This window comes from Streptomyces roseochromogenus subsp. oscitans DS 12.976, assembly GCF_000497445.1.
In the GTDB taxonomy this organism is placed as follows: domain Bacteria; phylum Actinomycetota; class Actinomycetes; order Streptomycetales; family Streptomycetaceae; genus Streptomyces; species Streptomyces oscitans.
The window spans coordinates 7,199,247-7,213,309 of record NZ_CM002285.1; the positions used below are offsets into that span (position 1 = coordinate 7,199,247).

The window sequence follows — 14,063 nt, forward strand, 5'->3', positions numbered from 1 at the left end:
CCCCCGCCGCCCGCCATGCCCCAGCCCACCCCACCCGACCCCGGCAGGTGACGGAAGTGTCCGACAGGGAAGCGCCGCGTCGTCGTGTGCCCGGGCCTGCCAAACCACCGCGACCCGGGAGCGGCGCCGTACGGCGGCAGCCCGGGCCCGGGGCGCGTCCGGTGCGGCGGCCGAGCGGCGCGCCGTTCTCGGCCCAGGCCACCCTCCGGCTCGGCAGCCCACGGCCCCGGCTGCGCATGGTCAGCCTCATGCTGACCCTGGTGCTGCTCGCCTTCGTCGTACGACTGCTCCAGGTGCAGGCCGTCGACGCCAGCGCGTACGCCGCGCGGGCCGAGCAGAACCGGTATGTCGCACACACGCTGGCCGCCGAGCGCGGCGGGATCACCGACCGCAACGGCATCGCCCTCGCCGAGAGCGAGGACGCGTACGACATCACGGCCGACCCGACGATGTTCAGCCGGAAACAGCTGAAGATCGACGACGGGCCCGAGCAGGCCGCCGCGCTGCTCTCCCCGATCCTCGGGCAGGACCAGGCCACGCTCGTGAACAAGCTGCGGCCCAAGAACAAGAACTCCAGGTACGCCCGGCTCGCCAACCGGCAGACCCCGCAGGTCTGGAAGCAGATCAAGGACCTGAGGAACGCGCTCGCCACGAAGGCGGCGACGGACAACAACACCGCCAACGTGCTGGCCGGCGTCTTCGCCGACCCCAGCAGCCAGCGCGTGTACCCCAACGGCGAACTCGCCGCCGGGCTGCTGGGCTGGGTCAACGCCGACGGCCGGGGTGCCGGCGGCATCGAGCAGGAGCTGAACAAGCAGCTGTCGGGCAAGGACGGCAAGATCCGCTATGCCCAGTCCGGCGGCCGTGAGGTGCCCACGGTCGGGTCCAACGAGACCCCCGCCGTGCCCGGCTCCGACGTCGAGCTGACCATCGACCGCGACATCCAGTGGGCCGCGCAGAAGGCCATCACCGAGCAGGTCCAGAAATCCAACGCGGACCGCGGGTACGTCGTCGTCCAGGACACCCGTACCGGCCAGATCCTGGCCATGGCCGACGCCCCCGGCTTCGACCCGAACAACCTGTCCAAGGCGGACGCGGACGCCATGGGCAACGCGGCCCTGCAGGACGCCTACGAGCCCGGCTCCACCGCCAAGGTGATGTCCATGGCGGCCGTGCTGCAGGAGAACGCCGCGACCCCGCTCACCCACGTCGTCGTACCCAACCGGCTGCACCGCGGCGACCGGCTCTTCCAGGACGACGTCGACCACGACACCTGGTACCTCACGCTGAACGGGGTGCTCGCCAAGTCCAGCAACATCGGGACCATCCTGGCCACCGGCCAGCTCGGCAGGACGCAGGCCGAGGCGAACAAGGTCCTCTACTCCTACCTGCGCAAGTTCGGCATCGGCAGCCCCACCGGGCTCGGCTTCCCCGGCGAGACCCCCGGCATCCTCGCGCCGTACCAGAAGTGGTCCACGTCGCAGCAGTACACGATTCCCTTCGGCCAGGGTTTCTCCATCAACGCCGTGCAGGCCGCCTCCGTGTACTCGACCATCGCCAACGGCGGGGTCCGGATCCAGCCGACCCTGGTGCGCGGCACCAAGGGCGCCGACGGCCGCTTCACCCCCTCCCTGAAGCCCGAGGAGACGCGGGTGGTCAGCGACAAGACCGCCAGGACGGTCGCCCAGATGCTGGAGTCCGTCGTGGACGACGAGCAGGGCACCGGCATCAAGGCCCGCATCCCCGGCTACAACGTCGCCGGCAAGACCGGCACGGCCAACCGTGTGGATCCGGCCACCGGCAAGTACCGCGGCTACACCTCTTCGTTCGCCGGATTCGCCCCCGCCGACAACCCGCGGATCACCGTCTACTGCGCCATCCAGAACGCCACCTCCGGCAGCTACTACGGCGGCCAGATCTGCGGTCCCATCTACAAGCAGGTGATGGAGTTCGCCCTGAAGACCCTCCAGGTCCCGCCGACCGGGGCGCCGGCCGCCAACCTGCCCGTCGACTACAAGCCCTGATCGGCCCCGATCAGCACACCGGAACACCAGGAACGAACTCGTGACAACGATCACCCCGGAACCCGGGAACCACGGCGCCCCCCGCCCCTCGCTTCGCTCCGGAGCGGGTGCGACCGGTACGCTCACCGCCGTGCCACACGCTGATCAGTCCCAAACCCCCCAGAAAGGCGCTTCCGTGACATTTCCGGGACCGCCGCGACCGGTTCAGGTCTCCGCCACACCCCTCGCGGAACTGGCCGATCAGCTGGGTGCCGCCGCTCCGGACACCGCCGCAGAGGTCACGGGGATCACCCACGACTCGCGCGCCGTCCGCCCGGGCGACCTGTACGCCGCCCTTCCGGGCGCCCGCCTGCACGGCGCCGACTTCGTCACTCAGGCTGCCGGCCTCGGCGCGGTCGCCGTGCTCACCGACCCGACGGGCGCCGAGCGCGCCGCCGCGACCGGACTGCCGGTCCTCGTCGTGGCCGACCCGCGCGCGCGGATGGGCGAGCTCGCGGCGACGATCTACGGCCACCCCGGCCGCGATCTGCTCCAGATCGGCATCACCGGCACCTCCGGCAAGACCACCACGGCCTACCTGGTCGAGGGCGGGCTGCGGACGGCGAAGTCCACCGGTCTCGTCGGCACGGTCGAGATGCGCATCGGCGACGAGCGCATCAAGTCCGAGCGCACCACCCCCGAAGCCACCGACCTTCAGGCCCTGTTCGCCGTCATGCGCGAGCGCGGCGTCGAGGCCGTCGCGATGGAGGTCTCCAGCCACGCCCTGGTCCTCGGCCGGGTCGACGGCTGTGTCTTCGACATCGCCGTGTTCACCAACCTCAGCCCGGAGCACATGGAGTTCCACTCCGACATGGAGGACTACTTCCGGGCCAAGGCAGAGCTGTTCACGCCGGAACGCAGCAGACTCGGCGTGATCAACGCCGACGACGGGTACGGCCGCCGGCTCGCCCGGGAGGCCACGGTCCCGGTCGTCACCTTCTCCGCCGAGGGCCACCCCGACGCCGACTGGCGCGCCGAGGACGTCCAGGTCGGCCCCATGGACTCCACGTTCACCGTCGTCGGCCCGAACGGCGAGCGGATCCACGCCAGGTCACCGATCGCGGGCCCCTTCAACGTGGCGAACACCCTCGCCGCCGTCGTCGCCCTCGCCGCCGCCGGTCTCGACCCGCAGACCGCCGCCGACGGCATCGCCGCCGTACCCGGCGTCCCCGGCCGTCTGGAGCGCGTGGACGCCGGGCAGCCCTATCTCGCGGTCGTCGACTACGCCCACAAGACCGACGCGGTCGAATCGGTGCTCAAGGCGCTGCGCAAGGTCACCAAGGGCCGGCTGCACGTGGTCCTCGGCTGCGGTGGCGACCGCGACCAGACCAAGCGCGCTCCGATGGGCGCCGCCGCGGCCCGGCTCGCCGACACGGCCGTACTGACTTCCGACAACCCCCGCTCCGAGGACCCGCTCGCGATCCTCGCGACCATGCTCCAGGGCGCCGCCTCCGTGCCCTCGCACGAGCGTGGCGAGGTGCTCCTGTTCGAGGACCGGGCCGCGGCGATCGCCGCCGCCGTGGGCCGCGCCCAGGCCGGCGACACCGTGCTGGTCGCGGGCAAGGGCCATGAGCAGGGCCAGGACATCGCCGGCGTGGTCCGACCCTTCGACGACCGCCAGGTGCTCCGCGAAGCCATCCAGAAGACCCAGGGATGAAAATCCAGAAGACCCAGGGGATGAACTTGTGATCGCCCTCTCCCTCGCCGAGATCGCAGCAGTCGTCGGCGGGCAGACGCACGACATACCGGATCCGTCCGTCCAGGTCACCGGGCCGGTCGTCCGGGACTCCCGCGAGGTGGAGCCCGGCAGCCTGTTCGCCGCCTTCGTCGGCGAGCGCGTGGACGGCCACGACTTCGCACCGCAGGTCGTCGAGGCGGGGGCGGTCGCCGTACTGGCGTCCCGCCCGGTCGGCGTGCCCGCGATCGTGGTCGAGGACGTGCAGACCGCCCTCGGCGCCCTCGCCCGGCACGTCGTACGCCGGCTCGGCGCGACCCTCGTCGCCCTGACCGGCTCGGCCGGCAAGACCAGCACCAAGGACCTCATCGCCCAGGTGCTCCAGCGCAAGGCGCCGACCGTGTTCACGCCCGGCTCCCTCAACAACGAGATCGGGCTGCCGCTGACCGCGCTGACCGCCACCGAGGAGACGCGGTTCCTCGTGCTGGAGATGGGCGCCCGCGGTGTCGGGCACATCCGCTACCTCACCGACCTCACCCCGCCGAAGATCGGCCTGGTGCTCAACGTCGGCACCGCCCACATCGGCGAGTTCGGCGGACGCGAGCAGATCGCGGAGGCGAAGGGGGAGCTCGTGGAGGCGCTGCCCGAGGACGGCGCCGCCATCCTCAACGCCGACGACCCGCTGGTCCGGGCGATGGCCCCGCGTACCAAGGCGAAGGTGGTCCTTTTCGGAGAGTCGGCCGAAGCGGACGTACGCGCCGAGAACGTGCGACTCACGGACAGTGGACAGCCGTCCTTCAGACTTCACACACCCTCCGGTGCAAGTGATGTGACCATGCGCCTGTACGGTGAGCACCACGTGTCGAACGCGCTCGCCGCGGCCGCCGTCGCCCATGAGCTGGGCATGTCCGCGGAAGAGATCGCCACCGCGCTCTCCGAGGCGGGCACCCTCTCCCGCTGGCGCATGGAGGTCACCGAGCGCCCGGACGGCGTGACCATCGTCAACGACGCCTACAACGCCAACCCCGAGTCCATGCGGGCCGCCCTCCGGGCGCTCGCGGCCATGGGCAAGGGGCGCCGCACGTGGGCGGTGCTCGGCAAGATGGCCGAGCTGGGGGACGAGGCGCTCGCCGAGCACGACGCCGTCGGACGGCTCGCCGTCCGGCTCAACGTCAGCAAGCTCGTCGCGGTCGGGGGGATTGAGGCCTCCTGGCTGCAACTGGGCGCATATAACGAGGGTTCGTGGGGTGAGGAGTCGGTGCACGTGTCCGACGCACAGGCGGCGATCGACCTGTTGCGCAGCGAGTTGCGCCCGGGGGACGTCGTGCTCGTGAAGGCGTCCCGTTCGGTGGGTCTGGAGAGCGTTGCCCAGGCGCTCGTCGAGGGCGAGGTTGCCGCCCGATGATGAAGCAGATCCTGTTCTCGGGAGTCATTGGCCTCTTCCTGACGCTGATCGGCACCCCGCTGCTGATCAAGCTTCTCGCCCGCAAGGGCTATGGCCAGTACATCCGTGACGACGGCCCGCGCGAGCACGCCAGCAAGCGCGGTACGCCGACCATGGGCGGCATCGCCTTCATCCTGGCGACGATCGCCGCGTACTTCCTGAGCAAGCTCATCACCGGCTACCCGCCCACCTACTCCGGCGTGCTGGTCCTCGGTTTGATGTTCGGCATGGGTCTGGTCGGCTTCCTCGACGACTACATCAAGATCGTCAAGCGCCGTTCGCTGGGTCTGCGGGCCAAGGCGAAGATGGCCGGCCAGCTGATCGTCGGCATCTCCTTCGCCGTGCTGTCGCTGATGTTCGCCGACGCGCGCGGCAACACCCCGGCCTCCACCAAGCTGTCGTTCATCACCGACTTCGGCTGGACCATCGGCCCGGTGCTGTTCGTCGTCTGGGCGCTGTTCATGATCCTCGCGATGTCGAACGGCGTGAACCTCACCGACGGTCTGGACGGCCTGGCCACCGGCGCCTCCGTGCTCGTCTTCGGCGCCTACACGTTCATCGGCGTCTGGCAGTTCCAGGAGTCCTGTGCCAACGCGCAGACCCTGACCAACCCGGCCGCCTGCTACGAGGTGCGCGATCCGCTCGACCTCGCGGTGATCGCCTCCGCCCTGATGGGCGCCTGCCTGGGCTTCCTGTGGTGGAACACCTCGCCGGCCAAGATCTTCATGGGCGACACCGGCTCGCTCGCCCTCGGCGGTGTCCTCACCGGCCTGGCCATCCTCTCCCGTACGGAGCTGCTGCTGGCCATCATGGGCGGCCTGTTCGTCCTCATCACCATGTCGGTCGTCATCCAGGTCGGCTCCTTCCGGCTCACCGGCAAGCGCGTCTTCCGGATGGCGCCACTCCAGCACCACTTCGAACTCAAGGGCTGGTCCGAGGTCCTGGTGGTGGTCCGATTCTGGATCATCCAGGGAATCTGTGTGATTGTCGGACTGGGCCTCTTCTATGCAGGATGGGCAGCGGAAAAGTGACCTCCAGCTCGGAGCTCTTCGACTTCCAGGGCAAGCGCGTCACCGTCGCCGGCCTCGGTGTCTCCGGCGTCCCGGCGGCCAAGGTGCTGCACGCGCGCGGGGCGATCGTCACCGTCGTCAACGACGGCGACGACGCACGCGCGCGTGAGCAGGCCGCGGAACTGGAGGCACTCGGGATCACCGTCCGCCTCGGCGACGGGGCGGCCCTCCCGGAGGGCACCGAGCTGATCGTCACCGCGCCCGGCTGGAAGCCGGACAAGCCGCTGTTCCTGGCGGCGGAGAAGGCGGGCGTGCCCGTCTGGGGCGACGTCGAGCTGGCCTGGCGCCTGCGCGGCCCCGAAGCGGCGCCCTGGCTCGCCGTCACCGGCACCAACGGCAAGACGACGACCGTGCAGATGCTGGCGTCGATCCTGAAGGCCGCGGGCCTGCGCACGGCCGCCGTCGGCAACATCGGCGTCTCCCTGCTGGACGCGGTCCTCGGCGAGGAGCATTACGACGTGCTCGCCGTGGAGCTCTCCAGCTACCAGCTGCACTGGGCGCCCTCGCTGCGCGCCCACTCGGCGGCCGTCCTCAACCTCGCCCCGGACCACCTCGACTGGCACGGCTCCATGGAGGCGTACGCGCGCGACAAGGGCCGTATCTATGGGGGCAATCGGGTCGCCTGCGTCTACAACGTCGAGGACAAGGCCACCGAGGACCTGGTCCGCGAGGCCGACGTCGAGGAGGGCTGCCGGGCCATCGGGTTCACCCTCGGCACCCCCGCGCCCTCCCAACTCGGCGTCGTCGACGGCATCCTGGTCGACCGCGCCTTCGTCGGGAACCGGCAGAAGAACGCGCAGGAGCTGGCCGAGGTCTCCGACGTCAACCCGCCGGCCCCGCACAACATCGCCAACGCCCTTGCCGCGGCGGCCCTCGCGCGTGCCTTCGGGGTGCCCGCCCAGGCCGTCCGCGACGGCCTCAGGTCCTTCCGGCCGGACGCCCACCGCATCGCGCACGTCGCCGACATCGACTCGGTGGCGTATGTGGACGACTCCAAGGCCACCAACACGCATGCCGCCGAAGCCTCATTGGCATCATATGAGTCGATTGTATGGATTGCGGGTGGTCTGGCGAAGGGTGCGTCCTTCGACGAGCTGGTCGCCAAGTCGGCAAAGCGACTTCGTGGTGCCGTCCTGCTCGGCGCCGATCGTGCCCTGATCCGCGACGCCCTCGCGCGACACGCCCCCGAAGTACCCGTCGTCGACCTCGACCGGACCGACACTGAGGCGATGCTCCAGGCGGTGAGGGAAGCGAAGCGGCTCGCGCAGCCCGGTGACACGGTGCTGCTGGCCCCGGCCTGCGCCTCCATGGACATGTTCACCAACTACAACCAGCGCGGTGACGCGTTCGCGGCGGCGGTCCGCGAACTCGAAGCCTGACCCCGGCCGCCCGCCGGGCGGATCTTGGGAGGGACGCGTGGGACGGTCGACGTTCAGTGGAGGCGTTGATGCCCAGTAGCCGTACCGGTCGGCCGCCCGTGCAAGGGGCGTCCCGCCGTCCCGCCGTCCCCGGACCCCGGCGTGACAGTCCCGTGCAACGGTTCTACATGCGTGCCAAGAAGGCCTGGGACCGTCCGCTGACCGCCTACTACCTGATCCTCGGCGGCAGCGTGCTGATCACCGTGCTCGGCCTGGTCATGGTCTACTCGGCCTCCCAGGTCACCGCGTTGCAGATGGCGCTGCCGGGGTCGTACTTCTTCCGCAAGCAGCTGCTGGCCGCCGTGCTGGGCGGGGTACTGATGTTCGTGGCCTCCCGCATGCCGGTGAAGCTGCACCGGGCGCTGGCCTACCCGATCCTGGCCTGCGCCGTCTTCCTGATGGCCCTGGTGCAGGTGCCTGGGATAGGGAAGACGGTCAACGGCAACCAGAACTGGATCGCCCTCGGTGGCTCCTTCCAGATCCAGCCGAGCGAGTTCGGCAAGCTGGCCCTGGTGCTGTGGGGCGCGGACCTGATCGCCCGCAAGCAGGAGAAGAAGCTGCTGACCCAGTGGAAGCACATGCTCGTGCCGCTGGTGCCGGTCACCTTCCTGCTGCTCGGGCTGATCATGCTCGGCGGCGACATGGGTACGACGATCATCCTCACGGCGGTCCTGTTCGGCCTGCTGTGGCTCGCGGGGGCGCCGACCAGGCTGTTCGCCATGGTGCTGCAGATCGCCGCTCTGCTCGCTTTCGTCGCCATCAAGACCAGCCCCAACCGGATGGCCCGGCTCGCCTGCATCGGCGCCACCGAGCCCAAGACGGGCGTGGCCGACTGCTGGCAGGCCGTGCACGGGATCTACGCGCTCGCCTCCGGTGGACTCTTCGGCTCCGGTCTCGGTGCGAGTGTGGAAAAATGGGGCCAACTCCCGGAAGCCCATACCGACTTCATCTTCGCGGTCACCGGTGAGGAACTGGGCCTGGCGGGGACACTGTCGGTGCTGGCCCTGTTCGCGGCTCTAGGCTATGCGGGTATCCGCGTGGCCGGACGCACGGAGGACCCCTTCGTGAGGTATGCCGCGGGAGGCGTGACCACCTGGATCATGGCCCAGGCGGTGATCAACATCGGTGCGGTGCTCGGTCTGCTGCCGATCGCCGGCGTCCCCCTCCCGCTGTTCTCCTACGGAGGGTCCGCCCTGCTGCCGACCATGTTCGCCATCGGGTTGCTGATCGCCTTCGCGCGCGACGATCCCGCTGCGCGGGCGGCGCTTGCGATGCGGCAACCTCGCTTTGGTAGAAAGCGGGGAGCCGGGGGCTCGGCGCCTGCCAGAAGGCAGGCCGGAGCTCCCCGGAGATGGAACACGATGCGACGGCGTGCCTCGAGGGCGCGTTCGTCCGGAGAGCGGTGAATTTCGGTGCATGTCGTACTCGCCGGTGGGGGGACCGCCGGCCACATCGAGCCCGCGCTCGCCCTCGCGGACGCCCTGCGCAGGCAGGACCCGACCGTGGGGATCACGGCCCTGGGCACGGAGCGCGGCCTGGAGACCAGGCTGGTGCCCGAGCGCGGCTATGAGCTGGCGCTGATCCCGGCGGTGCCGCTGCCCCGTAAGCCCACCCCTGAGCTGATCACCGTCCCGGGCCGGCTGCGCGGCACCATCAAGGCCGCCGAGCAGATCCTGGAACGCACCAAGGCGGATGTCGTGGTCGGTTTCGGCGGTTATGTCGCCCTGCCCGGCTATCTGGCCGCCAAGCGCCTCGGTGTGCCGATCGTGATCCACGAGGCCAACGCCCGCCCGGGCCTGGCCAACAAGATCGGCTCGCGGTACGCCGCCCGGGTCGCCGTCTCCACGCCGGACAGCAAGCTGCGCGACGCCCGCTACATCGGCATCCCGCTGCGCCGCGCCATCGCCACCCTGGACCGGGCCGCTTCCCGCCCCGAGGGGCGCCACCGCTTCGGCCTCGACCCGAACCTGCCCACGCTGCTCGTCTCCGGCGGCTCCCAGGGCGCCCGGCGCCTGAACGAGGTGACCCAGCAGGTCGCCCCGTGGCTTCAGCAGGCCGGTATCCAGATCCTGCACGCGGTCGGCCCGAAGAACGAACTGCCGCAGGTGCATCAGATGCCGGGAATGCCCCCCTATGTCCCGGTAAGTTACCTGGACCGGATGGACCTCGCGTACGCCGCGGCCGACATGATGCTCTGCCGCGCGGGCGCGATGACCGTGGCCGAACTCTCCGCCGTCGGGCTTCCGGCCGCCTACGTCCCGCTGCCCATCGGCAACGGCGAACAGCGGCTGAACGCCCAGCCGGTGGTGAAGGCCGGCGGCGGACTCCTCGTCGACGACGCGGAACTGACACCCGAGTGGGTGCAGCAGAACGTGCTGCCCGTGCTCGCCGACCCGCACCGGCTGTACGAGATGTCCCGCGCGGCAAGTGAGTTCGGTCGCCGGGACGCCGACGAGCTGCTCGTCGGCATGGTGTACGAGGCGATCGCCTCGCGCCGTTAGGACCGTATGACGAAAGGGCAGTGAGCGTGGCCGGACCGACTACCGCCGAGCGCGGTGAACGCCAGCAGAAGCCGTCCGGCCCGCCGCCCGCCCGCAGGCTCAGAAGGCGGCGCCTTCGTACGATCGTCATTCTGGCCGTGGCCGTCGTGCTGCTCGGGGCCGGTGGCGCCTGGGTGTTGTACGGCTCCGCATGGCTGCGCGTCGGACATGTATCGGTGTCCGGCGCGGATGTCCTGACCCCCGGCGAGGTGCGCGACGCGGCGGACGTGCCGGTCGGGGCCCCGATGATTTCCGTCGACATCAACGCCATCGAAGCCCGGCTTCGCCGGAAATTGCCCAGAATTGACACTGTTGATGTGGTCCGCTCCTGGCCTCATGGAATCGGACTGAAAGTGACCGAGCGCACTCCGGTTCTGCTTCTCCGAAAGGGCGGGAACTTCGTCGAAGTCGATGACGAAGGTGTCCGTTTCGCCACGGTTTCTGAGGCACCGAAAGCCGTTCCGGCACTGGAATTGTCCGTCTCCCGCACGGGTCCCGGAGCCGCCGGCTTCCGCCGGTTCGGCACCGACCGGCTGGTGCGCGAGGCGGTCCGGGTCGCCGGCGCGCTGCCGGCCGCCGTGGCGCAGGAGACCCGGACCGTCCAAGTCCGTTCCTACGACAACATCTCGCTGCAGTTGGCCGACGGCCGCACCGTGGGATGGGGCAGCAGCGAGAACGGCCGGGCCAAGGCACGAACCCTCACGGCTCTCATGAAAGCAGCTCCCGGCGCGCGGCACTTCGACGTCAGCGTTCCCACTGCCCCTGCGTCATCGGGGAGTTGACGCACATCAGCGCAGGCCAGCACCCTGGTTGGGCACTGCTACGGCTGATCACATAGGGTGAAAAGAAAAACGGGAGGTTCGGCGTGTTCGTTGAACGTGCGCCACTTGTCGACTTAGTGTCCTGTTCAGAAGACTTCAGGGAACACACACACTGGTAACCCTAAACTTCAGGGTTAGGGTTCGGGTCGGCGCTACGGACCGTCCCATTCGGCATCCGTCGTCCCGGCGCGGGACACCGCACGGCGGCGACAACGTAATTCGAGGCGAGAGGCCTTCGACGTGGCAGCACCGCAGAACTACCTCGCAGTCATCAAGGTCATCGGTGTCGGCGGCGGTGGTGTCAATGCCATCAACCGGATGATCGAGGTCGGTCTCAAGGGCGTCGAGTTCATCGCCATCAACACCGACGCACAGGCGCTGTTGATGAGCGACGCCGACGTCAAGCTCGACGTCGGCCGTGAACTCACCCGCGGACTCGGCGCCGGGGCCAACCCGGCCGTCGGCCGCAAGGCCGCCGAGGACCACCGCGAGGAGATCGAGGAGGTCCTCAAGGGGGCCGACATGGTCTTCGTGACGGCCGGTGAAGGCGGCGGCACCGGCACCGGCGGCGCACCCGTGGTGGCCAACATCGCGCGCTCGCTCGGCGCCCTCACCATCGGCGTGGTCACGCGCCCGTTCACCTTCGAGGGACGGCGCCGGGCGAACCAGGCCGAGGACGGCATCGCCGAGCTGCGCGAAGAGGTCGACACCCTCATCGTCATCCCGAACGACCGGCTGCTGTCCATCTCGGACCGCCAGGTCTCGGTCCTGGACGCCTTCAAGTCCGCCGACCAGGTCCTGCTCTCCGGTGTCCAGGGCATCACCGACCTCATCACCACCCCCGGCCTCATCAACCTCGACTTCGCCGACGTGAAGTCGGTCATGTCCGAGGCCGGTTCGGCCCTCATGGGGATCGGCTCGGCCCGCGGCGACGACCGCGCGGTGGCAGCGGCCGAGATGGCGATCTCCTCGCCGCTCCTGGAGGCGTCCATCGACGGCGCCCGGGGCGTGCTGCTCTCCATCTCCGGTGGCTCCGACCTCGGTCTGTTCGAGATCAACGAGGCCGCCCAGCTGGTCAGCGAGGCCGCCCACCCCGAGGCGAACATCATCTTCGGCGCGGTCATCGACGACGCCCTCGGTGACGAGGTCCGGGTCACCGTGATCGCGGCCGGCTTCGACGGCGGCCAGCCGCCCGCCCGCCGGGACAACGTCCTCGGCTCGGCCTCGACTTCGGCCTCCCCCCGCCGTGAGGAGCCCGCTCAGGCCCGGCCGAGCGAGCCCAGCCGCCCGTCCTTCGGCTCGCTGGGCAGCGTCAAGCCGAAGGAGGAGCCGGAGCAGGCGCCCGAGCCGGTGGCCGAGATCCCGGTCACCCCGCCGGTGACACCGGCGCCCCGGACCTACTCGGACAGCGCGGCCGAGGAGCTGGACGTGCCGGACTTCCTGAAGTGATAGGACAGCGCGAGAGTGTGAGCGGCGCGCACTTCGCCTTCACCGACCGGTGGGGCGGGGTGAGCGCCGCTCCGTATGAGGAGCTCAACCTCGGCGGCGCGGTCGGCGACGCCTCCGAGGCCGTACGAGCCAACCGGGAGATCGCCGCCAAGTCGCTCGGCCTCGACCCGGGCCGGGTCGTCTGGATGAACCAGGTGCACGGCGCCGACGTGGCCGTGGTGGCGGAGCCCTGGGGCACGGGGCCGGTGCCGGAGGCCGACGCCGTCGTCACCGCCCGCCGCGGACTCGCCCTCGCCGTCCTCACCGCCGACTGTGTGCCGGTGCTGCTGGCCGATCCCGTCGCCGGGGTCGTCGCGGCGGCGCACGCGGGCCGGCCCGGCATGGCCAAGGGGGTCGTCCCCGCCGCGGTGCGGGCCATGGTCGGACTCGGCGCCGCGCCGGACCGGATCGTCGCCCGCACCGGCCCGGCCGTGTGCGGACGGTGCTACGAGGTGCCGGAGCCGATGCGCGCCGAAGTGGCCGCCGTCGAGCCGGCGGCGCACGCTGAGACGAGCTGGGGTACGCCGGCGGTCGATGTGGGCGCCGGGGTGCACGCGCAGCTCGACCGGCTCGGGGTGTGCGACCGGGCGCAGTCGCCGGTGTGCACGCTGGAGTCGGGCGACCACTTCTCGTACCGCCGCGACCGCACCACCGGGCGGCTCGCGAGCTACGTCTGGCTGGACTGATGGGGCATGACGGACCGTAAGACCGAACTCGCCGGAAATCTGGCGAAAGTGGAGCAGCGTATCGCCGCCGCGTGTGTGGCGGCAGGGCGCAGGCGGGAGGAGGTGACCCTGATCGTGGTCACCAAGACCTATCCGGCGAGCGATGTGCGGATCCTGTCGGAACTCGGTGTGCGCCATGTCGCCGAGAACCGCGACCAGGACGCGGCGCCGAAGGCCGCCGCGTGCGCAGATCTGCCACTGACATGGCATTTCGTCGGTCAGTTGCAGACCAACAAGGTCCGTTCCGTGGTCGGTTATGCCGATGTGGTGCAGTCCGTCGACCGTACCCGGCTCGTCACCGCGCTGTCCAAGGAGGCGGTGCGGGCGGGGCGTGAGGTCGGCTGCCTGCTCCAGGTGGCGCTGGACGCGGGCGAGAGCGAGCGGGAACCAGAAGGAGCGCGAAGCTCGTTGCAAGGGCGGTGGCGGGAGACGGGCGGGCGTGGCGGCGTCGCGCCCGGCGGAATCGAAGAGTTGGCCGACGTCGTGGCCCGGGCTCCGGGGCTGCGGCTCGACGGTCTGATGACCGTCGCTCCGCTCACCGGCGAGTACGCGGGACGCGAACGGGCGGCGTTCGAGCGGCTCATGGATTTGTCGACTGACCTGCGCCGGACTCATCCGGCTGCAACCATGGTGTCGGCAGGGATGAGCGCGGACCTCGAACAGGCCGTGGCCGCCGGAGCGACACATGTGCGCGTCGGCACTGCGGTACTCGGAGTCCGCCCCAAGCTCGGGTAACGTCGCCAAGAAGTCGGACCACAGCAGAAAATATGGTCAATGCCCGTGAATGCGGGCGCAACGACCCCGTGGATCGCGGGCACT

Annotated in this window: 11 protein-coding genes; all 11 read left to right on the forward strand. The window is 70.2% G+C overall.

The genetic code is table 11. The annotated features are described in order from the left end of the window. Positions 1-56 precede the first annotated feature (56 nt). The 11 genes from M878_RS80795 (at position 57) to M878_RS80845 (ending at position 13,979) form a co-directional block, all read left to right on the forward strand. Positions 57-2,024: a peptidoglycan D,D-transpeptidase FtsI family protein gene (locus M878_RS80795; RefSeq protein WP_031226369.1), complete on the forward strand. Its 1,968-nt coding sequence runs from the start codon at positions 57-59 to the stop codon at positions 2,022-2,024. 40 nt (positions 2,025-2,064) lie between these two features. Next, positions 2,065-3,720, forward strand: coding sequence for a UDP-N-acetylmuramoyl-L-alanyl-D-glutamate--2,6-diaminopimelate ligase (locus M878_RS80800; protein WP_209445575.1), 1,656 nt, complete (start codon positions 2,065-2,067; stop codon positions 3,718-3,720). Positions 3,721-3,748: 28 nt separating this feature from the next. Further along, positions 3,749-5,143, forward strand: coding sequence for a UDP-N-acetylmuramoyl-tripeptide--D-alanyl-D-alanine ligase (locus M878_RS80805; RefSeq protein WP_023551427.1), 1,395 nt, complete (start codon positions 3,749-3,751; stop codon positions 5,141-5,143). Next, positions 5,140-6,213 carry a phospho-N-acetylmuramoyl-pentapeptide-transferase gene (mraY, locus tag M878_RS80810; protein WP_023551428.1) on the forward strand — a complete coding sequence of 358 codons (1,074 nt, stop codon included), beginning with the start codon at positions 5,140-5,142 and terminating at the stop codon, positions 6,211-6,213. The genes M878_RS80805 and mraY overlap by 4 nt, the downstream gene beginning before the upstream one ends. Beyond that, entirely contained in the window at positions 6,195-7,631 is a 1,437-nt protein-coding gene (murD, locus tag M878_RS80815) for a UDP-N-acetylmuramoyl-L-alanine--D-glutamate ligase (protein ID WP_031226370.1), read from the forward strand. Before mraY ends, murD begins: the two co-directional genes overlap by 19 nt. A 68-nt stretch (positions 7,632-7,699) precedes the next feature. Next, the gene (gene ftsW, locus M878_RS80820) at positions 7,700-9,076 is read left to right on the forward strand and encodes a putative lipid II flippase FtsW (RefSeq protein WP_031226371.1); all 1,377 of its coding nucleotides are present in this window, start codon (positions 7,700-7,702) and stop codon (positions 9,074-9,076) included. Between the two features lie 6 nt (positions 9,077-9,082). Next, on the forward strand, positions 9,083-10,171 hold the full coding sequence (murG, locus tag M878_RS80825) for an undecaprenyldiphospho-muramoylpentapeptide beta-N-acetylglucosaminyltransferase (protein WP_023551431.1): 1,089 nt from the start codon (positions 9,083-9,085) through the stop codon (positions 10,169-10,171). A gap of 26 nt (positions 10,172-10,197) precedes the next feature. After that, on the forward strand, positions 10,198-10,992 hold the full coding sequence (locus M878_RS80830; protein ID WP_031226373.1) for a cell division protein FtsQ/DivIB: 795 nt from the start codon (positions 10,198-10,200) through the stop codon (positions 10,990-10,992). A gap of 279 nt (positions 10,993-11,271) precedes the next feature. Then, positions 11,272-12,480 (forward strand): cell division protein FtsZ, encoded by a 1,209-nt coding sequence (gene ftsZ, locus M878_RS80835; RefSeq protein ID WP_023551433.1) that lies wholly within the window; start codon positions 11,272-11,274, stop codon positions 12,478-12,480. Continuing rightward, positions 12,477-13,205, forward strand: coding sequence for a peptidoglycan editing factor PgeF (gene pgeF, locus M878_RS80840; RefSeq protein WP_023551434.1), 729 nt, complete (start codon positions 12,477-12,479; stop codon positions 13,203-13,205). Before ftsZ ends, pgeF begins: the two co-directional genes overlap by 4 nt. A 6-nt stretch (positions 13,206-13,211) precedes the next feature. Further along, positions 13,212-13,979, forward strand: coding sequence for a YggS family pyridoxal phosphate-dependent enzyme (locus tag M878_RS80845; RefSeq protein ID WP_023551435.1), 768 nt, complete (start codon positions 13,212-13,214; stop codon positions 13,977-13,979). The last annotated feature ends 84 nt before the right edge of the window (positions 13,980-14,063 follow it).